The sequence below is a fragment of the Arthrobacter koreensis genome (assembly GCF_009193255.1).
GTDB lineage: Bacteria > Actinomycetota > Actinomycetes > Actinomycetales > Micrococcaceae > Arthrobacter_B > Arthrobacter_B koreensis.
Genome location: NZ_WACG01000008.1, coordinates 67,262 through 88,714 on the forward strand (window position 1 = coordinate 67,262; position 21,453 = coordinate 88,714).

The window sequence follows — 21,453 nt, forward strand, 5'->3', positions numbered from 1 at the left end:
ACCATCACGGACGCCGTCACGGGAGCACAAGGACAGGTGGAACATGCTGAGGCACTGCAAGGGACTGCCGGTCCGGCTGGCTCCGCGAGAGCGGATTCCGCGTACGCTGTGCCGGCGTAACTGGAACCGCATTCCCCGCTGCGTTCGCGCAGCGTAGTACGCCCCTAACCCCAACAGATTTCTTCCCGCCGGCCCACCGCCGAAGCTGGGAAGGCCAGATCCACGCTCCTCGTGCGTCGAAGCCGCCGGGATCGTGCTGGCAGCAGGACCGGCTTCCCCCAGCCGCCCCGCTGCCCCCGCCGCCGGTCCCCCCAGGCCGGCGGCGACGAACGTAGACCGCCGCTGAGTCCGGCGACGCGTTGCAGGCAGTGGCTGGAGCGGGAGGACGGACCCGCTCCAGCCACCGCCGGATTCCCCTCCCGCACCCCGCCCCGGCACCGAAACGCTGTAGGCACCGAAACGCAGTGGGCGGCGAAAAAGATTGCCGCTGAAGCGGCCCGCACGGACACATTGCCTTGTCTGGACATTCTTAGGGCACCTAGTCTCTGGCTAACCTACTGGCCGGTAGAACCTGGATCGGCCTGACAAAGACGTCACAGAAAAGGTCCCACATGCGAAAAACCCCAGCCCTGCTCGCCGCAGGAGCCCTCCTGGCAGCGTCCGTCCTGGCAGCACCCCCGGCCTCGGCATTCACCGGGCCCGGCGGGGCGGCGCCGCCGGCGGTGCGTACCGACGTCGTTGTTCCCTCCTTCGACGGAACCCCGATCCATACCAATTTCTTTCCCGCCCTGGGGCTGCAGGCGGGCGAGAAGGCACCCACCGTCATGGTGGGCCCGGGCTTCGGACTTCCCGGGGGACGCATCCCGTCCACCACCACGAGCACGCTCATCGGGTCCATTGGCATCCCGCCCCTGCGGGAAGCCGGCTACAACGTCCTCACCTGGGATCCGCGGGGCTTTGGTTTCAGCGGCGGCGAAGCCTATGTGAACAACCCCGCATACGAGGGCCGTGACGGCCAAGTGCTGATCGACTTCATTGCGCAGCAGCCGGAGGCGGAACTCGATGCTCCCGGTGATCCGGTGCTGGGCATGGCGGGGGCCTCCTACGGCGGCGGGATCCAGTTTGTGCTCGCCTCGCTGGATCAGCGCGTGGATGCCATAGCCCCCACCATCGCGTGGAACAACCTGACCACCAGCCTCTACAAGGCTGGTTCCTTCAAATCCGGCTGGGGTACCCTGCTCTGCCTGGAGGGTTCGGTCACCGGACAGCTGGGCGAACTGGTTGGCAACAGCGGCGCACTCGCCGCTCCGGTGCGGAAGGCCTGCCGGGAAGGCATGACGTATCCGAATACCCTCAGCCCGGAATCGGTTGCGTACTTCGATTCCCTGACACCGCAGAGTATGTTCACCTCCATCACGGCGCCCACGCTGATCATCCAGGGCACGGTGGACACCCTGTTCACCCTCGATGAAGCCACCCGGAACTACAACCTCATCAAATCCACGGGCACAGAGGTCAAGATGCTGCAGTTCTGCGGCGGCCACGGACTGTGCTCCTCCGGGGTTGCCGGACCGGACCGCATTACGGACGCCGTGCTGGACTGGTTCAGCAAGCATCTGGACGGCCGGGACGTTTCCACCGGTCCCGGCTTCGAATTCATTGACCAGCTGGGAACCACCCGTGCCGCAGAGGGATACCCTGCACCGGTGGGGGCACTGACCGGTACCGGCAAGGGAACCCTGCTGCTCTCCCCCGCCGCAATCAGCGGGGGCGTCATTGCCGCTGCCTGGGCCCCGGTTGCCGTCAACGCCCCCGTCGCCGCCCCGTCCGCAGCAGCCCAGGTCTTTGGCGCACCGCAGCTGACCCTCACCTACCGCGGAACGTCCAGGACCCCGAATACCCACGTCTACGCCCAGATCATCGACAAATCGCGCAGTTCCCTGGTGGCCGGCAACCAGGTAACGCCGCTCCCGCTGGTCCTGGACGGCACTGAACGGACCATTACGGTTCCGCTGGAGGAAATCTCCTACCTGGTCACTCCGCAGAGCAGGTTGGTGCTGCAGGTGACCCCCAGCTCCTCGGTCTACACCTACCCGAAGGTGACGGCACTGACGTCGTTCACCGCCTCGGTGTCGCTGCCGGTGATCGGCGACTACCCGGTGGTGCAGTAGTTACCGCCCGCGGTGCCCTTCGGCAGATGCTGCCGGAGGGCACCGGGCTCACCCCGCGCGCAGCTTCAGCTCGAGTTCTTCCAGGGACAGGCCCCGGGTCTCCGGCATGAACCGCCGGACAAACAGCACGGCGCAGATGCCCAGGCCAACGAAGATAAAGAACGTGTTGGAGATACCCAGGGCGGCCATCAGCATGGGGAAGGAGAACCCGACCGCGAAGTTGGCCATCCACTGCACGAACACTGACAGTCCGATGCCCAGGCCGCGGACCCGCAGCGGGAAGATTTCGGCCAGCATCAGCCACGTCACCGGTGACACAGCGCCCTGCTGGAAGGCCAGGAAGAGGACGGTCAGGGACAGGACGGTGAAGCCGCGGGCGGTGCCCTCAGGCATCAGGATGGAAGCGGCCCCGATGAGCGCCAGCGTGGTGGTGGTGCCGAGCAGCCCGGTGATGAGCATGGGCCGGCGGGCCACCTTGCCCAACAGCCAGATGCCAATCAGTGCCGCCGCGACGGAGACGACGCCGTTGGCAATGTTGGCTGTCAGCGCAGCCTCGGTCCCGAACCCGGCGTCGGCCAGGATCTGGGTCCCGTAGTAAATGATTGCGTTGACACCGGTGATCTGCTGGACGATGGACAGGCCCATGCCAATCAGCAGCACGCGCAGCAGCCACGGCTCGGCGAAGTCCTTCAGCCGCCCGGTCCGTGTAGTCCCGGCGAGTCCCTTGATCTCGTTGTACTCCGCCTGTGCCTCCTCAGCGCTGCGGATCTTCTGCAGGGCTGCGAGCATCTGCGCGTACCGGCCCTTGGAGCCCAGCCAGCGCGGGCTCTCCGGCACGAAATGCATTCCGATCCACAGCGCGATTGCCGGAAGGGTGGCGACCAGGAGCATCCAGCGCCAGACGTTGCCTTCCTCGCCCCAGACGTTGCCAATGACGGCGTTGCAGACGAAGGCCGCCAGCTGGCCGCTGACAATCATCAGCTGGTCACGCGTCACCAGCTGCCCGCGGCGGGCCGCCGGGGCGAGCTCAGCCAGGAACATGGGTACGACGGCGGAGGCGCCGCCAACGGCGAGGCCCAGGACCACGCGGGCGAGGACCATGATGCCAACCCCGGGTGCTGCGGCGGTGCCGGCTGCACCGAGCATGAACACGACGGCGAGGATCAGCAGCAGCCTTCGCCGGCCCAGCCGGTCGGCGAGCTGTCCGGCGCCAACGGCGCCGAAGGCTGCACCAAAGAGCAGGCTGGAGGTGATCAGGCCTTCGGTGAACGGGGTCAGGCCCAGGTCATCCTGCATGTAGGGCAGCGCCCCGTTGATTACGCCGGTGTCGTACCCGAAGAGGAAGCCGCCCAGGGTGGCGATCCACGTGGCGCGACGCAGTGCCCGCCGGTGGGCGCTAGGAACGGCCGGGGAAGCTGGCTTGGAACTCATGTACTTGTCTTCCTGGAGGTGGACGCACAAAACCCCCGTGCACCGGAAAACCGGGAACGGGGGTCTGTGCTGGTGGAGCTAGAGCGAAGCGTAGACTTCGCGCAGCAGCTCAGCGGTCTCGGACGGCGTCTTGCCGACCTTCACGCCTGCTGCTTCGAGTGCTTCCTTCTTGGCCTGTGCGGTTCCTGCGGAACCGGAGACGATGGCGCCGGCGTGGCCCATGGTCTTGCCTTCGGGAGCGGTGAAGCCTGCCACGTAGCCGACAACCGGCTTGGTGACGTTGGCCTTGATGAAGTCTGCAGCGCGCTCTTCCGCGTCGCCGCCGATTTCACCGATCATGACGATCGCCTTGGTCTCGGGGTCAGCTTCGAAAGCTGCGAGGGCGTCGATGTGGGTGGTGCCGATGATCGGGTCGCCGCCGATGCCGATGGCAGTGGAGAAGCCAAGATCGCGCAGTTCGTACATCATCTGATAGGTCAGGGTGCCGGACTTCGAAACGAGGCCGATCGGGCCCTTGCCCGTGATGTTGTTCGGGGTGATGCCAACCAGGGCTTCGCCCGGGGTGATGATGCCGGGGCAGTTCGGGCCGATGATGCGGGTGACCTGGTTACCGTCTGCGTCCACCTTGGACTGGGCGTGGGCCCAGAACTCGGCGGAATCCTGCACGGGAACACCTTCGGTGATGACCACAACGAGGCCGATGCCGGCGTCGATTGCTTCCATCACGGCGTCCTTGGTGAAGGCCGGCGGAACGAAGACGATCGACACGTCAGCCTCGGTCTTTTCCATGGCCTCGGACACGGTGCCGAAGACGGGGAGCTCAACATCGCCGTGGGTCACGGTGGTGCCGGCCTTGCGGGCGTTGACGCCGCCAACAACCTGGGTCCCGGCCTTGAGCATCAGGGCGGTGTGCTTGGTGCCTTCGCCGCCGGTGATGCCCTGAACGATGACCTTGGAGTCCTTGTTCAAGAAGATAGACATGTGTGAATTCTCTTTCTGGGGATCGGCTCGGTCAGCGAGCTGCGTTGGCGAGCTCGGCAGCCTTGTCGGCGCCGTTGTCCATGGTGGTTGCGAGGGTAACCAGCGGGTGGTTGGCCTCGGCCAGGATGCGGCGGCCTTCCTCCACGTTGTTGCCGTCCAGGCGGACGACCAGCGGTTTGTTGGCCTCGTCGCCCAGGATCTCCAGGGCCTTGACGATGCCGTTGGCAACGGCGTCGCAGGCGGTGATTCCGCCGAAGACGTTCACGAAGACGGACTTGACCTGCTCATCGTTGAGGATGACGTCCAGGCCTGCGGCCATGACGGATGCCGAGGCTCCGCCGCCGATGTCCAGGAAGTTGGCGGGCTTCACGTTGCCGTGCTTTTCGCCTGCGTAGGCAACGACGTCGAGGGTGGACATCACCAGGCCGGCACCGTTACCGATGATGCCAACTTCGCCGTCGAGCTTGACGTAGTTGAGGTCGTTCGCCTTGGCCTTGGCTTCCAGCGGGTCCGCAGCGTCCTTGTCTTCCAGCTCGGCGTGGCCGGCCTGGCGGAAGTCGGCGTTCTCATCCAGGGAGACCTTGCCGTCCAGGGCAACGATGTCCCCGGCGCCGGTCTTGACCAGCGGGTTGACCTCCACGAGGGTGGCGTCTTCCTTGGTGAAAACGTCCCAGAGCTTCAGGATGGCGTTCACGACGCCTTCGCGCAGTTCCGGCGCGAAGCCGGCTGCGTCGACGATTTCTCCGGCCTTGGCCTGGTCGATGCCGACTGCCGGATCCACGGCGACGCGGGCAAGGGCGTCGGGGCGCTCAACGGCGAGCTGCTCGATTTCCATGCCACCTTCAACCGAGCACATGGCCAGGTAGTTGCGGTTGGCGCGGTCCAGCAGGACCGAGAAGTAGAACTCCTCGGCGATGTCCGCACCCTGGGCGATCATGACCTTCTTGACCGTGTGGCCCTTGATGTCCATCCCGAGGATGTTGCTGGCGTGCTCGAAAGCCTCGTCAGCGGTCTTAGCCACCTTGACGCCGCCGGCCTTGCCGCGGCCGCCAACCTTTACCTGGGCCTTGACGACGACGACGCCGCCAATCTTTTCGGCTGCGGCTTTGGCTTCTTCAGGAGTGTGCGCCACGATTCCGGCGAGCACGGGTACTCCGTGCGCCTCAAACAGATCGCGCGCCTGATATTCAAACAGGTCCACGGGCTAGTGTCCTTCTACGTCGAAGTAGGTTTACATATTGATCAGCTGATCAAGAAGCAGATGCATCGAGCCGGGCTGCCCCAATGGCACTTTAGTCCCTTGGCGCCGGGGGCCCACCACAGACTACCGCTTTAGTGACGAAGGGCACAGTTCGACGGTTTGTAGAAGAACCGGCCTTTCCGCTATGGGGCTGAGGCTGTGTTATGACTCCTTGGTCAGCGGCGCGTAACGCAGCAGCAGCCGCTTCTCGCCGACGTCGAACTTCACCTTCGCCACCGTCTTGTCCCCGGAGCCTTCCACGGCCAGGACCTGGCCGTGGCCGAAGGACGTGTGGTTGACCTTGTCCCCCACCGCGACCGAAATGACTTCCTTCTGCGGCTGGACGCGGCCCATGGCCTTGGAGACGGGCGCGGCGGCGATGCTCCCGCCGGTGGAGGAGGCCGATCCTGCGCCCCAGTGCGATCCGCTGTACCGGCTGGAGGTGATGCTTCCTCCCCCGCCCCACGTGGGCCGGTCCATGCCCTCGCGCTTCCATTCGATGAGTTCCGAGGGCACTTCCCCCACGAACTGGCTGGCCGGGTTGTACTGGCTCTGGCCCCACATGCTGCGCACCTCGGAGCGGGTGAGGTAGAGCCGCTGGCGGGCGCGGGTCAGGCCCACGTAGGCCAGGCGGCGTTCCTCTGCCAGCTCGGCCGGGTCCGTGGCCGAGCGCTGGTGCGGGAAAATGCCCTGTTCCATGCCGGTCAGGAACACGACCGGAAATTCGAGGCCCTTGGCGGTGTGCAGGGTCATGAGGGTCACCACGCCCTGGCGGCGGGATTCCTCGACGGCGGCTGCCACTTCCTCGGCGGAGCCCTCCGGTGCGTCCGGAATCTGGTCCGCGTCCGCCACCAGGGAGACCTGCTCCAGGAACTGTTCCAGGGTTCCTTCCGGATTGTCGCGCTCGAACTCACGGACCACGGCGACCAGTTCGGCCAGGTTCTCCACACGGGACTCGTCCTGCGGGTCCGCGCTCTGCCGCAGCTGCGCCAGGTAGCCGGTCTGTTCCAGCACCGCTTCCAGGGCCGCTGAGGCACCGGACCCGGATGCCACTTCGGCCAGGTCGTCGATGAGTTTCACGAAGCCGTTGACCGCGTTCAGTGAGCGGGTGGCCAGCCCGGGGGCGTCTTCGGCCCGGCGCAGCGCAGCCATGAAGCTGATCCGCTCCCGTTCGGCGAGTGCCGCCACGGAGTATTCGGCGCGGTCGCCGATGCCCCGCTTGGGTTCATTCAGGATCCGCCGCAGGTTCACGACGTCGTCCTGGTTCACCAGCACGCGCAGGTACGCCAGGGCATCCTTGATTTCCTTGCGCTCGTAGAACCGGGTGCCGCCAACCACCTTGTACGGCAGGCCCACGCGCACCAGGACGTCCTCCAGAGAGCGGGACTGGGCGTTGGTGCGGTAGAAGATGGCGACGTCGCCGGGCCGCAGGTCCTCTTCGTCCTGCAGCCGGTCGATTTCCTCGGCAATGAAGCGTGCTTCCTCGTGTTCGTTCTCCCCCACGTAGCCGACGATCTTCGCGCCGTCGCCCTCCGCCGTCCAGAGTTTTTTCTCCGGACGGTTGGGGTTGCGTGAAATCACCGCGTTGGCTGCGGAGAGGATGGTCTGCGTGGAGCGGTAGTTCTGTTCCAGCAGGATGGTGCGCGCTGAGGGGTAGTCCTTCTCGAAGTCCACGATGTTACGGACGTCCGCGCCGCGGAAGGCGTAGATGGACTGGTCTGAGTCGCCCACCACGGTCAGCTCGGCCGGCGGGATGTCCAGGTGGCCTTCACCTTCGACGCCCACGAGCTCGCGGACCAGGGCGTACTGGGCGTGGTTGGTGTCCTGGTACTCGTCCACGAGGATGTGCCGGAACCGGCGCCGGTAGTATTCGGCAACACCCGGGAAGGCACGGAACATGAAGACCGTCTGGGCAATCAGGTCATCGAAGTCCAGGGCGTTGGCCTGGCGCATCCGCTGGGTGTAACCGGTGTAGACCTGGGCCACGGCCTGCTCGAACGGATCCGAATAGTTGGCACTGGAGGCGTAGGACTCATCGTCGATGAGTTCGTTCTTCAGGCCGGAAATCTTGTTGGCAATGGCCTTGGGCGCGAACCGCTTGGGATCAAGGTCCAGACCCTTGGCCACCAGCGTGATCAGGCGCAGGGTGTCCGCTGAGTCGTAGATGGAGAAGTTCGAGTTCATCCCCACTGCCTTGGCTTCCCGGCGCAGGATCCGCACGCAGGAGGAGTGGAAGGTGGAGATCCACATGGTCTTGGCTACCCCGCCCACGAGGGACTCGATGCGCTCCCGCATCTCCGCAGCTGCCTTGTTGGTAAAGGTGATGGCCAGGATCTGGCCGGGGTTGGAGCGGCCAGTGGCCAGCAGGTAGGCAATCCGGTGGCTGAGCACCCGGGTCTTGCCCGAGCCGGCACCGGCAACGATCAGCAGCGGGGATCCGGCGTGCTTGACTGCCTCTTCCTGCTGCGGGTTCAGCCCGCGCAGCAGGTCTGCGGCGCGGGCTTCATCCACGCGCCCGGAACCGCTGCGGTGCTGACCGGCAGCAACTGGGGTGTCCGCGCCCGGCTTCCGTGCGGCGTCTTCCGCGGCCGTGGCCGCATCCGGGTCAGCGGAGGCCTTGGTCTTGGCGGGCGTGGAAAAGTACGGATCAAAGAGATAGTCCATGGTGGTTTTAAGTCTAGGCGCTGGCCCCGACATTTGCCCGGACGCCGTTTCCGCCCCGGCCGCACGGACCCGCTAGCTCGTGGAGAGCCGGTGCTGGATCTCCAGCACCGCCGCTGCCGGACCGGCAATGTGCCAGCGGAACCCGTTGACTTCCAGGACCGCCGTCGTTCCTCCGGCTGCTTCCACGATCGCCTTGCCCGGCAGCCAATCCCACTCCGGGCAGCTGTGCTGGAACCAGGCACCCAGCCGGCCGTAGGCAACGGAGCCAAGGTCACAGGAGCCGCTCCCCAGCATCCGCAGGGTTGCCGCGCCGGCTGCAGCCCTGGTCCAGGGCCCGGCTACCTCTTCCCGCTGCAGCCAGGTGGGGTGCAGATACGTACCGGCGCTGAGCCGGTCCAGCGCAGTGTCCTCCAGTGGGGCCAGTTCCTTGCCGTTCAGCGTGGCCGGGTACCCGGGGCCGCCGAGCCACAGCTGGTCCTCCTGAGGCTGGAAAACGGCACCGAGCAGCACCTCGGGGTCCTGGTCGACAGTTTCCGGGAACGGGTCGGTGCGCAGCGCCAGGGCGGAACACCAGTAGGTGGAGCCGGAGAGGAAGTTGTACGTGCCGTCCACCGGGTCGATCACCCAGGTGCGGCCGGAGGTTCCCTCGTGGCTGGCACCTTCTTCGCCCAGGATCCCGTCCTCGGGGCGCAGCCTTCGCAGGGTCTCAAGGACCAGCTTTTCGGCTGCGTGGTCAGCTGCGGTCACGACGTCGGAGACCGAGGTCTTTTGTTTGCCCGTGAGCCCCTCGCTGCGCATGGCCAGGGCCAGGGCGCCGGCTTCCCGGACCAGGGACCCGGCCAGGGCGAAATCTTCTGCAGTGGCATTCGCGCTCATGCGCCTTAGCCTAAACCGTTCCTTCCCCCGCCGTCCTCCGCGGATGCCGGCGGCGCCCTCCGCCATACTGGAGGCATGGGTAAAACTCCGGCACAGCGCGCCGCCAAGCACGGCGACAAGGCACAGCTTCCGGCGGGGACGCAGGTCCCCGCCAATCCAACAACGCAGCGGACGCCGCAGCAGGCCAAGGCCAACGCCAATTTGGTCGTGATTGCCGCGGCGGCCACCGCGCTGTTCATGTTCTGGTACTACCACTTGCTGGTCCTGAACCAGATGACCCAGCTTTCGGGCGGACTGGCCATGCCGGACTCGCTGATCGGCGGGTACAGCATGGAGTACCTGGCTGCCCTGCGCTCGGCACTGGATGCCGATGCGCTGGGCCAGCTCAGCTACGTCCACAAGACGGCAGGTACCCTTTTCCCACTGATTTTCGGATTCGCCTGGCTGCTGATCATTGGGCTCAACACCCGGCGCCGTTCGCTGCGCTGGGTATTGTGGGCCGCGCCGATCCTCTTTGTCATCGCGGATCTCTGGGAAAACGTCGTCATTGACGGCGTTTTGGGCTCTGCCGAGCTATCGTCCGGAGACGCTGCCCTGGCCAGCTTCCTGACGGTCGCGCGCTGGGTCCTCCTCGGTCTCAGCCTCGTGGCGTCCGTGGTTGCCGTTTTTAGCTCCCGGACGGCTCGGCCACCAGAACTTGTCGCCGAGGACAAAGACTAGGGCCGGAACGATCACGGTCCGGACGATCAGGGTGTCGAAGAGGACACCGATCGCCACGGTGATGCCAACCTGGGTCAGGGTGACCAGGGGCAGCACGCCAAGGACCACGAACACTGCCGCCAGCAGGATGCCTGCGCTGGTGATGACGCCGCCGGTGGAACGGAGCGCGGCCAGCATGCCCTTCTTGGTTCCCATGGTGGCCGCATTCTCGCGGGCCCTGGTGACCAGGAAGATGTTGTAGTCCACGCCGAGCGCCACCAGGAAGAGGAAGCTGTACAGCAGCGTCAGGGTGTCCAGGGCCGGGAAGCCCAGGACGTTGACGAACAGCAGCCAGCTCAGGCCGCTGGCGGCAAAGAACGTGAGCAGTACCGAACCGACCAGCAGGAACGGTGCAACGAGGGACCGCAGCAGGACCAGCAGCACCAGGAACACGAGGATGATCACCAGGCTGACAACCAGGGTCACGTCATGTGTGTTGGCGTCCAGCTGGTCAACCCGTTCGGCCGCTTCGCCGCCCACCAGCGCTTCGTACTCGGGGGAAGCCGCGAGTTCCGAGCGCAGGTCACGGATGAAGTCGTTGGATTCTTCGGTTCCGGCCTCGTAGGAGTTGATCAGGTCGATCCGGGTCAGGCCGTCATGTTCGCTGCTGATGGTGGCGCTGTCCACGCCGTCCAGGGAGCTGAGCTCGTCCGCTGCGGCTTCTGCCTCGTCCGAGTTCACCAGCACGATCACCGGTGAGGTGCTGCCGGCGGCGAATCCTTCGGAGAGCTTCTCCGCGGCCGTCACGGCTTCGGGCTTGTCCGTGAACTGCTCGTTCTCGCTCAGGCCAATCTTGGCGCTGAAGAGCCCGCTGGCCATGACCAGGAGAACCACGACGGCGATGCCCGCGATAGTCTTCGGCCGGCTGGCCGTTGCGTCACCCAGCTTGCCCCAGAACTTTCCTTCCCGTGCCGGGTCTCCGACCTTGGGCACGAACGGCCAGAACAGCTTCCGGCCCAGGAGCACCAGTGCTACGGGAAGCAGGAAGAGGGCGCTGAGAATAGCGAAGACGATTCCCAGTGCGGCAGAGAACCCGAGTCCGCGGTAGCTCATGGTGTCGGTAAAGAGCAGGGTCAGCAGTGCCAGGATGACGGTGCCGCCGGAGGCGATGATCGCTTCACGGGTGCGGCTCAGCGCCTTACCCATCGCCGCGTAAACACTGTCATGGATGCGCAGCTCTTCACGGTAGCGGGCGATGAGCAGCAGGGCGTAATTGGTTGCCGCACCGAAGACGAGGACGCTGGTGATGCCCACTGCAGAAGGATCAACTTCAATTCCGGCGAGCGGGGCCAGGACGTCCACCATGCGCAATGAGAGCTGTTCGGTGGCAGCAACGATCGCCAGCGGGACAATCCACAGCCACGGGGAGCGGTAGGTGACGATCAGCAGCAAGGCCACCACCGAAGCGGTCACTGCGAGGAGCGTGAAGTTGGCTCCGGCGAAGACGCCGGCCAGGTCCGCAGTAAATGCCGCGCCGCCGGTCAGCTCGGCCTTGATCCCCTCGGGAGCTGCCTCGCTGACCGCCTCACGCAGGTTGGCGACCTCTTCCCCCACAGCGTCGCCGTCGTCGCTGGCGGACTGCAGGGTGACCGGAATAATGGCGACTATGCCGTTTTCCGAAACCAGCGGGGGCACCTGGGCGGGCGGAGCTTCCACGCCTGCATCAGTTGCTGCGGCGCTGATGTCAGCGATTCCCGCAATGTCAGACTCGCTCATTTCACCGCCGTCTTCGCGAGAAACGACAATAAGGGCGGTGGACTTCTGTGCGTCGGGGAATTCCTTGAGGAGCTCCTGAACCTGGGTGACCTGATACTTGTCACTGAGCTGCCCCACGGTCGAGGATTCGTTCTCCGGGACGGGAATGGCGAACAGCCCCACGATCACTGCCAGGCCAAGGAACAGCGTGACCAACGCCGCCCTGGCGGATTTCACTATCTTCGCGCTCATGGGGATACTCCAAGGGTGTAGGTGTTTCGAGCAAGTAACTAGAGAACAAAGTATCTCTTCTTTAGAGATACTTCAACGTGAAGCTACAATTTGGGAGTGGAGATGAACGCGCTGCGGCGCCAGATCGTGGAGGCTGTCCGGGGAATGGGCCTGGACGGACAGCAGGTAGCGGACGCCTTCGCCCACAAGCACGGACTGAACTCCACTGACATGCGCGCCCTCACCCAGATCATGGAGGCGGAAATGCGCGGGGTGCCGCTGACCGCCGGGCGGCTCAGCGCCCTCCTGGGCACGTCAACCGGCGCCACTACCGCAGTGATTGACCGGCTGGAGCAGATCGGGCACATCCACCGTGCACGCTCCGAGGCGGACCGGAGGAAAGTCACCCTGCACTTTGAGCCCCTCGCCCGCGAACTGGCAGGCGCCTACTTCGGGCCGCTCGGCGCGCTGACCACAGAGGTCATGGACCGCTATACGGAAGCCGAGCTTGAAACCGTCCACGGCTTCCTGACCGGAATGCGCCAGGCCTACAACACCTACCTGCAGCGCCTGGAAGAACCCGCCGGGGAACAGCAAGCTGCGGCTCCCGCAGGAAAACCGCAGCAGCGTGTCCCCGCAGCCCGCACGTCACCCGCCACCGAAAACAGGTAAGCTGTTTATCGCTGCCGGACGCCGGCGGCTCCGCCTCCGTAGCTCAGTAGGATAGAGCGGCCCTCTCCTAAAGGGCAGGTCGTCGGTTCGATTCCGGCCGGGGGCACTTTTTTGTATCCGGCAGCCGGTGCCAATACCGTTACTGCGCGGGCGTCTGCCCGCTGAGCGCCTCGGGCTCCGCTTCCGCGAACTGGGTGTTGTAGAGCTCGGCGTAACGGCCGCCCTTGGCCAGCAGCTCCGTGTGGGTGCCTTGTTCGGCGATCCGCCCGTCCTCAACCACCAGGATCCGGTCTGCGTTGCGGATCGTGGAGAGGCGGTGGGCAATCACGACGGCGGTGCGGCCTTCCAGCGCTTCCGTCAGGGCCGCCTGCACAGCGGCTTCCGACGTCGAGTCGAGCGCTGCCGTCGCCTCGTCCAGGACCACAATGCGCGGCTGGGCCAGCAGCAGCCGGGCAATAGTCATGCGCTGGCGTTCGCCGCCGGAGAGACGGTAGCCGCGCTCCCCGACCATTGTTTCCAGGCCGTCCGGCAGCGAACTGATCAGGTCCTGCAGCCGGGCCCGGCGCAGCGCATCCCGGATTTCCTCATCCGTGGCATCCGGGTTGGCCAGCAGCAGGTTGGACCGGATGGTCTCGTGGAACAGGTGCCCGTCCTGCGTGACCATCCCCAGGGCCCCGCGCATGTCCTCGAAGCTGACGTCCCGCACATCCGTGCCGGAGAAGCGCACCGCGCCCGCATCGACGTCGTACAGGCGTGAGAGCAGCTGCGCGATCGTCGACTTTCCGGCACCGGAACTGCCCACCAGCGCCACTGTTTGGCCGGGCTCCACCCGGAAGGACACACCATGCAGCACGTCCTCGCCGCCGCGGCTGTCCAGCACCGCAACGTCTTCAAGGGATGCCAGGGAGACCTTGTCCGCCGTCGGGTAGGCAAAAGTGACGTCGTCGAACTCAACTCCCAGGGGGCCGTCCGGCACCGGGGCCGGATCTTCCTTCTCCTGGATCAGCGGCTTGAGGTCGAGGATCTCGAAGACCCGCTCAAAGCTGACTACTGCGCTCATGATCTCCACGCGGGCGTTGGCGAGGGAGGTGAGCGGGGCATAGAGGCGGGTCAGCAGCAGCGCCAGGGTGACGACGTCGCCGGCGTTGAGGGTGCCGGTCATGGCGAACCAGCCGCCCAGCCCGTATACCAGCGCCAGGGCGAGGGCGGAGACGAGGGTCAGGGCCGTCACGAAGACGGACTGCATCATGGCGGTTTTGACTCCGATGTCCCGAACCCTGGCGGCCCGCACGGCGAACTCCGTGGATTCCTGCTCCGGACGGCCGAACAGCTTTACCAGGGTGGCTCCCGGGGCCGAGAACCGCTCGGTCATCTGGGTGCCCATCGACGCGTTATGGTTCGCGGCCTCGCGCCGCAGGGCAGCGAGGCGGCTTCCCATCCGGCGGGCGGGCAGGAGGAAGACCGGCAGGAGCAGCATGGCGAGGATGGTGACCTGCCAGGAGGTTGTCAGCATGACGATCAGGGTCAGGATCAGGGCTACGAGGTTGCTCACCACTCCGGAGAGGGTTCCGCTGAAGGCCTGCTGCGCGCCAATGACGTCATTGTTCAGCCGGCTGACGAGGGCGCCCGTGCGGGTGCGGGTGAAGAATGCGATGGGCATGCGCTGGACATGGTCGAACACCCTGGTCCGGAGGTCCAGGATCACCTGCTCACCGATGCGCGAGGAGAACCAGCGGGTTGCCAGGGACACCCCTGCATCCGCGATGGCGACCACCGCGATCAGGACGGCCAGCCACACCACCGTTTCGACGGACGTTCCGGCCACGATCGCGTTGACCACCTCACCGGCCAGCACCGGCGTAGCGACCGCGAGGAAGGCCCCTGCGGTGGACAGGGCCAGGAACCCGAAGAGCTGCCGCCGGTACGGGGATGCGAATGACAGGATCCGCCGAAGGGTTTCCCGGGAGATCTTGTTGTCTGTGCCCTTGGCCGTGGAGATCTTGTAGAGCGAACTCCACGCCGCACTTTCCATGCTCATACTGTTTTCTTCTTTCACGTAGCCCGGTATCCAGCTTAGGCGCGGGGCAGGCACTTCCCGAGTTCCATAACTGCCGCACGGGACGCTGAATTCCCCCGGGCGCCGCCCCCGCCGGGACACGGATTCGCTTGGTCCTTCACCACGGGTAACAGCAGCCGCACTGGGGTACACTGCAAATCGGTCCGACCTGCCCGGACCCCAAAACGAAAGGCCGCTATGCCGACGGCGCCGACTCACGAGGGCTTGTCCACAGGCGCCCTCAGCGAGGACCTTCCGGCTGTTGTTGCCGTCAGCGACCCGCAGCTGCGACGCGAGGTGGAAGAGGCACTGGGCCTGGCCGGACTGCGTCCCGTCCCGCACGGCATGCCTCTGGATCCCGAGCTGCCCGTGCTGGCCGTGGTGGACACGGCGGCCCTCCAGCAGGCAGGCACCGACCTGCGCCACTGGCTCCTGCCCGCCGCAGACGGTTCCGGACCTCCCGTCATCCTCGTCACTCCCGGTGAACTGCTCGACGTCGAAGACATGGTCCGGCGGGGCATCACCGACTTTGTGCTCAGCCCCGTCTCCGGCAGCGAACTCTCCTACCGGGCAGCCCTGATCAGGGCGGAGACCCTGGCGGTCCGCCGCCGCCGCGAAGTGAACGCCGTCCTCCGCGGGAAAGCCCGGGTCATCTCCGCAGCTGTCCGGGCCACCAATGACCCCCATGTCATGTCCGAGGCAGTGGTATCCGGGCTGGGAGACGTCTTCCGGGCAGACCATGTAGCCCTCACCACGTTCCCGGACGAGAGGGTTCCTGAGCTGCTGACTTCCTGGAGCCGGCCGGGTTCCTCGCGTGCCATCCCCGCTCCGGATCCGGCACTTGCCGCGGAAGTGGCGGAAATGCTGTGGGAATCAGGGAAGATCCTCGCCGCCCGGGACCATCAGGCCCCGGATCCTGACGTCCATCCCATCCTCCATCCGGCGCCCCGGGAGGCCGGGCTGCGGACCTCGGCCATCTTTCCCCTGGGCCACGGGGACCGTCCGTTCGGTCTGATCTGGCTCGCAGGCGAGAATGCCGCGCGCACCTGGTCTCCCACCGAGCTCTCCCTGATCCAGCACGTCAGCGGCAACCTCGCCCATGGCCTGGTGCAGGGCCACCTCATCACCGCCCAGCGGACGGTCCTGGCCCGGCAGCGGGAACTGGACCGGGAAAAAACCGATTTCGTCGCCACGATCAACCATGAGCTGCGCACTCCGCTCACGTCGATCACCGGTTACCTGGACCTGATCCTGGACGGCTCGGGCGGCGGAATCTCGCCCGAAATCGCCCAGATGCTCGAAATCGTGGGCCGCAACGCCACCCGGCTGAACCACCTGATCGGAGACCTGCTCACCATTTCCCGGGCAGATGCGGACGAAACCCGCATGGACGTCGAAGAACTCGTGCTGCAGGACCTGCTGGAGCAGGTCATCGCCGCCCTGACCCCTGCGGCCAGCAGCCGGAACGTCGAGCTTACGCTCGATGAGCTGGACCCGGAGCTTCGCCTGGACCTGCGCCTCGACGGAGACCGGGAGCAGCTTGAACGGGTGTTCATGAACCTTATTTCGAACGCCGTGAAGTTCACCCCGCCCAACGGCTCGGTGCGCCTCACGGCGGAGCTGTGCGACCCCGGGGACGGTACCGCGCCAATGATCCGCGTCTGTGTGCGGGACACCGGAATCGGCATCCCGGAGGAAGACCTTCCCAAGCTCTTCAGCCGCTTCTTCCGTGCCTCCAACGCCACGGCCGCCGCGATCCCCGGCACCGGCCTGGGCCTGGCAATCGTGCAGGACATCGTTAATCAGCACGGCGGGCGGCTCACCATCTCCTCCACCATGGGAGAAGGAACCTGCGCCGAAGTGTTGCTGCCCGCAAGCTAGCTGCCCGCTGCGGCCGGCACCTGCGCCTGGATCCGCTCCGGGAAGCAGTAGCAGTTCAGTGAGTTGCCGCGGCTGAACCCCACCAGGGTCATGCCGGCGTCGCGCGCCAGGTCCACGGAAAGGGCCGACGGCGCCGAGACCGCGGCCAGGACCGGGATCCCCGCCAGCTGGGCTTTTTGAACAAGTTCAAAAGAGGCCCGGCCGGACACCTGCAGTACGGTGCCGCGCAGCGGCAGCATGCCCGCCCGCAGCGCCCAGCCCACCACTTTGTCCACGGCATTGTGCCGTCCCACGTCTTCGCGCAGGCACAGCAGTTCACCCTCTGCAGTGAACAGACCGGCCGCGTGGACGCCGCCGGTCTTCTCGAACAGTGCCTGGCTTTCGCGAAGGCGGTCCGGCAGGGCGGCCAGGACCTCAAGCGGCACCCGCACGCCGTCCTCCGCCACGTCGAAGTGGGACGACTTCCGCACCGCTTCGATGGACGCGGTACCGCAGATACCGCAGGAGGAGGACGTATAGACATGTCGTTCCATGCCGGTGTCCGGCAGCGCGGTGCCCGGGCGCAGCTGCACATCAACCACATTGAAGGTCTGCTGCCCCTCCTCATCGACGCCGGCGCAGTAGCGCATGGAGATGAGCTGGCCTGCCTCCCAGATGACGCCCTCGGAGACCAGGAAACCGGCCACCAGGTCAAAATCGTCACCGGGGGTACGCATGGTCACGGTGAAGGATTTGCCCTGGAAACGGATCTCCAGCGGCTCCTCTCCGGCCAGCACGTCATCGCGCCGGCTCACCGTTCCGTCAGTGCGGAACCTCGTTATGCGGGCACGCCGTGAAACCCGTCCCATCCCATCGCTCCTCAATAAGTCTTAGACTGGCTTCACTTCAGACTAGGGGATTTCCTACACAAGGACGTGGTGGCTGTGCCAAGCAAGGCTCCGAAAGATGGAATCAACGAATCAGAGCTGCGGGTCGGTGATCCGAAAACCCATGCCGTGGGGCTGCCGGCAGTGATCAACTCGCTGCGCATCTCCTTCGACCAGATGGGTGCGCTGCGCAGCGCCAAGACGCTGATGAACGTCAACCAGAAGAAGGGCTTCGATTGCCCCGGCTGCGCCTGGCCGGAAGGGGATAAACGCCACGCCGCAGAGTTCTGCGAGAACGGCGCCAAGGCCGTGGCGGAGGAGGCGACCAAGCGGAAGGTGCCGCCGGAGTTCTTCGCGGAGCACTCAATAGCCGAGATGCTGGAGAAGGACGACTACTGGCTGGGCCAGCAGGGGCGCCTGACCCACCCGATGGTCCTTGAAGCCGGTGACACCCACTACCGCCCGATCAGCTGGGACGGCGCCTACAACATCATCGTCGAAGAGCTGGCCGCCATGGACAGCCCGGACCAGGCGGTCTTCTACACCTCCGGCCGCACCTCGAACGAGGCCGCCTTCCTGTACCAGCTGATGGTCCGCGGCCTGGGCACCAACAACCTGCCCGACTGTTCCAACATGTGCCATGAATCCTCCGGTTCCGCCCTGACGGAAACCCTGGGCATCGGCAAGGGCACCGTGAGCCTGGATGACGTCCAGGGATCGGACCTGATCATCGTGGCCGGGCAGAATCCCGGTACCAACCATCCCCGCATGCTGACCGCCCTCGAGCGGGCGAAGAAGAACGGCGCCACGATCGTGGCCGTGAATCCCCTGCCGGAGGCCGGGCTGCTGCGCTTCGACAACCCCCAGACCGCATCCGGCCTGCTGGGCACCAAGTTCGGCGGCGGCACCCAGCTGGCCGATGATTTCCTGCAGATCCGCCTGGGCGGGGACCAGGCGCTGTTCCAGGGGCTGGGCAAATACCTGCTGGAACAGGAAGAGGAACACGGGAACGTCTTCGACCACGCCTTCATTCGGGACTACACCGACGGACTCGATTCCTATCTGGCGGAGATCCGGAACACGTCCTGGGACGAAATCTGCTTCGCCAGCGGGCTGACCCGCGCGCAGATCGAAACCACCGGAGCCCGGCTGATCGCCGCCAAGTCCACGGTGGTGTGCTGGGCCATGGGCCTCACGCAGCACAAGCACTCCGTGGCCATGCTGCGCGACGTAGTCAACGTGCTCCTGCTGCAGGGCAATGTGGGCCGCCCCGGCGCCGGTGTCTGCCCGGTCCGCGGGCACTCCAACGTCCAGGGCGACCGCACCATGGGCATCTTCGAGCGCATGCCGGAGGCATTCCATGACAAGCTCGACGCCGAATTCGGCTTCGCTTCGCCGCGGCGCCACGGATTCGACACGGTCAACGCTATCCGGGCCATGCGGGATTCGAAGGTGCGGGTCTTCATGGCGATGGGCGGCAACTTCATCCGCGCCACCCCGGACTCCGCTGTCACCGAGGACGCGCTGCGCAATACCGAGCTCACGGTCCAGGTATCCACGAAGCTGAACAAGTCCCATCTGGTCCACGGCCGCCGGGCACTAATCCTGCCCGCACTGGGACGGACGGATCGGGACACCCAGGCCACCGGTGACCAGCGGGTCACGGTCGAAGACTCAATGAGCGCAGTCCACGCCTCCCAGGGCCGGCTGGAGCCGCCGGGACCGGAAGTCCGCTCGGAGGTGGCCATCGTGTGCGAGTTGGCTGAGCGCCTTTTCACCGGGGAGTCTGCACCGTACCGTGCGAACGCCCCGCAGCTGGACTGGATAGCCTGCCGTGCCGACTACTCCCTGATCCGCCGCCACATCGAAAACGTCATTCCGGGGTTTGAAGGCTTCGAATCCAAGATCAAGTACGGCGGCGGCGGATTCGTCCTGCCCAACGGACCTCGCGACGGCCGCCGGTTCGCCACGGCAACCGGTAAGGCGCGCTTCACGGCCAATGAACTGGACTATCCGAAGGTGCCGGAGGGCCGGCTGATCCTGCAGACCCTGCGCGCCCATGACCAGTACAACACCACTGTCTACGCCAAGGACGACCGGTACCGCGGCATCTACGGCGGACGCCGGGTGGTGTTCGTGAATGAGGTGGACCTTGCGGCAGCAGGCTTCAGGGACGGAGACATGGTGGACATGGTCTCCGAATACGAGGACGGCGTTGAACGCCGTGCCGAGTCCTTCCGGGCGGTCGCCTACAACACTCCCGTGGGATGTGCCGCCGCGTATTACCCGGAGGCGAACGTGCTGGTGCCGCTGGACTCCGTTGCCAAAGTCAGCGGCACCCCAACGTCCAAGTCGGTGATTATCCGGCTGGAGGCTGCTGCACCGGCCACGGCAGCGGCAGCGCACTAACGGCCTGGTCAGCGGTGCAGCCCTCTTCGGGCAGCACCATGACCGCGTCCGCTTCGGCCAGCCCGCGAAGCATGCCGGACCGGAAGTACTGCGAAGGAAACGCGCGCCCGTCCTGGATCCTGCAGGGAACCAGGCGGGTGCGCCCGGGCAGCGGAGCCACATCGACGCCCGCCAGGACGTGGTAGTCCTTGCCTGCAGGGGCGCCGCGGAGTCCCTGCAGCAACGGCTCGAGCACCGTGAAGACAGCCATCATGGCCGCCAGCGGGTTTCCGGGCAGCGCCACGACGAACCGGCCGTCCTGCAGCCGCGCCATCAGCGTCGGATGGCCGGGGCGCATCGCGATGCCGTCAATCAGGAGTTCGGCGTCCACCGCTTCCAGCGCCCTGCGCAGGTGGTCAGCGTCGGAAATCCCGGTTCCGCCGGTGGTTAGGAGCACGTCGCCTGAGGACATGGCCAGTGAGTGCTCGTCCACGGCGTCGGTGCTCAGGGCGGCAATCACATCATCCAGGCGGTCCGGCAGCCGCTGCACCACATCCACGCGTCCGCCCAGCATCTCCACCAGCTGCGGCAGCTGGGGTCCGAACGTGTCACGGACCTGTCCGGAGTCCGGCAGTCCCGATTCGATGACTTCGTCCCCGGTGAAGAGCATGGAGACCCGCGGTGCCCGCAGCACGGGCAGCGTGTCGTGGCCGCATACTGCGGCCAGGGCGATGTGTGCCGGGTTAAGGACCGTGCCGGCCGGGATAGTCGTCTCTCCGGCTGCGGCTTCTTCGCCGGCGGGCCGGATGTGCTCCCCGAGGCGTGGTTCGTCTTCCCGTGCGGTGGCTGCACGGCGCAGCACCGCAGGATCTCCCGGAGTCAGGTCCCCGTTCTCTGTCCGCAGGACTGCCTCGGCACCCGCGGGCACCAGCCCGCCGGTCAGGATGGACACGGCTTCGCCCGCCTGCAGCGGCCGCCGGCCGGATTCCTTGTGGATCTGCCAGGGTTCGGGCTCGGGCTCAGGCACCACAATCGTCCACGGTTCCGGGCCGGCCACCGCCCATCCGTCCATGGCCGAGGAGGCGTAGTGCGGCACCTGCTGGAGTGCGACGGCGTCGGACGCGAGCGTCTGCCCCAGCGCCTCGGCGAGGGGCACGGTTTCAAACGGAAGCGGACGCGCGGCTGCGTGCGCGGCCGTCCTCGCTTCCTTCCAGGAAGTATTGGGCTGCAGCGGCAGGATCACGGGCGCGGAACCGTTCACTTGGCCTCCCTCCGGCCGGCTTCGGCATCGCATTCGCGCTGGGCCGCCCGGATAGCTGCCCGCATGGCGACAGGCTCATCCGCCTGTCCGCTTCCGGCGGCGAGCCCCGCGGCGAGTCCGGCCACGAACGTCGTGAGGGGCGCGGCGGGACGGACCACGTTGTGGGCGGCTGCGGCCGCGAGGTCGAGTACGGCGTCGATGTCCACCTCTGTACCATCAAGCTCGAAGGCCTGCAGCAAACGCTGCGTCCATTCCTCGAGTTCCTGTTGCTGGGTTCCCAT

Annotated in this window: 14 protein-coding genes, 1 tRNA gene and 1 pseudogene; 6 read left to right on the forward strand and 10 right to left on the reverse strand. The window is 66.1% G+C overall.

The window, feature by feature from the left end:
• The first annotated feature begins 611 nt into the window (after positions 1-611).
• The gene (locus GD628_RS15345) at positions 612-2,171 is read left to right on the forward strand and encodes an alpha/beta hydrolase family protein (protein ID WP_152275302.1); all 1,560 of its coding nucleotides are present in this window, start codon (positions 612-614) and stop codon (positions 2,169-2,171) included.
• 48 nt (positions 2,172-2,219) lie between these two features.
• Here GD628_RS15345 and GD628_RS15350 read toward each other — a convergent pair whose 3' ends face one another.
• The 5 genes from GD628_RS15350 to GD628_RS15370 all read right to left on the reverse strand — a co-directional run bounded on the left by GD628_RS15350 (position 2,220) and on the right by GD628_RS15370 (position 9,363).
• Positions 2,220-3,602, reverse strand: coding sequence for a sugar porter family MFS transporter (locus GD628_RS15350; protein ID WP_152275303.1), 1,383 nt, complete (start codon positions 3,600-3,602; stop codon positions 2,220-2,222).
• A 78-nt stretch (positions 3,603-3,680) separates the two neighbouring features.
• Entirely contained in the window at positions 3,681-4,583 is a 903-nt protein-coding gene (gene sucD / locus GD628_RS15355) for a succinate--CoA ligase subunit alpha (protein WP_091607723.1), read from the reverse strand.
• A gap of 31 nt (positions 4,584-4,614) precedes the next feature.
• Positions 4,615-5,784 (reverse strand): ADP-forming succinate--CoA ligase subunit beta, encoded by a 1,170-nt coding sequence (sucC, locus tag GD628_RS15360; RefSeq protein ID WP_152275304.1) that lies wholly within the window; start codon positions 5,782-5,784, stop codon positions 4,615-4,617.
• 201 nt (positions 5,785-5,985) lie between these two features.
• Positions 5,986-8,487 carry a DNA helicase PcrA gene (gene pcrA, locus GD628_RS15365; protein WP_152275305.1) on the reverse strand — a complete coding sequence of 834 codons (2,502 nt, stop codon included), beginning with the start codon at positions 8,485-8,487 and terminating at the stop codon, positions 5,986-5,988.
• 72 nt (positions 8,488-8,559) lie between these two features.
• Positions 8,560-9,363 carry an inositol monophosphatase family protein gene (locus GD628_RS15370; RefSeq protein ID WP_152275306.1) on the reverse strand — a complete coding sequence of 268 codons (804 nt, stop codon included), beginning with the start codon at positions 9,361-9,363 and terminating at the stop codon, positions 8,560-8,562.
• 75 nt (positions 9,364-9,438) lie between these two features.
• Between GD628_RS15370 and GD628_RS15375 the strand changes: the two genes are divergently transcribed.
• The gene (locus GD628_RS15375) at positions 9,439-10,083 is read left to right on the forward strand and encodes a hypothetical protein (protein ID WP_226802591.1); all 645 of its coding nucleotides are present in this window, start codon (positions 9,439-9,441) and stop codon (positions 10,081-10,083) included.
• A gap of 18 nt (positions 10,084-10,101) precedes the next feature.
• Here the strand turns inward: GD628_RS15375 and GD628_RS15380 are convergent.
• A pseudogene (locus GD628_RS15380) lies at positions 10,102-12,069 on the reverse strand (MMPL family transporter); the annotation flags it as partial.
• A 102-nt stretch (positions 12,070-12,171) separates the two neighbouring features.
• Between GD628_RS15380 and GD628_RS15385 the strand changes: the two are divergent.
• Positions 12,172-12,720, forward strand: a complete 549-nt coding sequence (locus GD628_RS15385) for a MarR family winged helix-turn-helix transcriptional regulator (protein ID WP_091607736.1) — start codon at positions 12,172-12,174, stop codon at positions 12,718-12,720.
• A gap of 32 nt (positions 12,721-12,752) precedes the next feature.
• Positions 12,753-12,826, forward strand: a tRNA-Arg gene (locus GD628_RS15390).
• Positions 12,827-12,859: 33 nt separating this feature from the next.
• Here GD628_RS15390 and GD628_RS15395 read toward each other — a convergent pair.
• Positions 12,860-14,758 carry an ABC transporter ATP-binding protein gene (locus GD628_RS15395; RefSeq protein WP_091607739.1) on the reverse strand — a complete coding sequence of 633 codons (1,899 nt, stop codon included), beginning with the start codon at positions 14,756-14,758 and terminating at the stop codon, positions 12,860-12,862.
• A 243-nt stretch (positions 14,759-15,001) separates the two neighbouring features.
• Here GD628_RS15395 and GD628_RS15400 point away from each other — a divergent pair, with 243 nt between their 5' ends.
• Entirely contained in the window at positions 15,002-16,657 is a 1,656-nt protein-coding gene (locus GD628_RS15400) for a sensor histidine kinase (protein WP_193313293.1), read from the forward strand.
• On the opposite strand, the gene fdhD is transcribed toward GD628_RS15400, so the two are convergent.
• Complete coding sequence (fdhD, locus tag GD628_RS15405) at positions 16,654-17,505, reverse strand: formate dehydrogenase accessory sulfurtransferase FdhD (RefSeq protein ID WP_091607745.1); 852 nt, start codon at positions 17,503-17,505, stop codon at positions 16,654-16,656. The two genes, GD628_RS15400 and fdhD, sit on opposite strands and share 4 nt — an antisense overlap.
• 75 nt (positions 17,506-17,580) lie before the next feature.
• Here fdhD and GD628_RS15410 point away from each other — a divergent pair, with 75 nt between their 5' ends.
• Positions 17,581-19,932, forward strand: coding sequence for an FdhF/YdeP family oxidoreductase (locus GD628_RS15410; RefSeq protein ID WP_091607748.1), 2,352 nt, complete (start codon positions 17,581-17,583; stop codon positions 19,930-19,932).
• On the opposite strand, the gene GD628_RS15415 is transcribed toward GD628_RS15410, so the two are convergent.
• The gene (locus GD628_RS15415; protein ID WP_193313294.1) at positions 19,883-21,172 is read right to left on the reverse strand and encodes a molybdopterin molybdotransferase MoeA; all 1,290 of its coding nucleotides are present in this window, start codon (positions 21,170-21,172) and stop codon (positions 19,883-19,885) included. The genes GD628_RS15410 and GD628_RS15415 overlap by 50 nt on opposite strands.
• Positions 21,169-21,453, reverse strand: coding sequence for a DUF6457 domain-containing protein (locus GD628_RS16795; protein ID WP_226802592.1), 285 nt, complete (start codon positions 21,451-21,453; stop codon positions 21,169-21,171). Before GD628_RS16795 ends, GD628_RS15415 begins: the two co-directional genes overlap by 4 nt.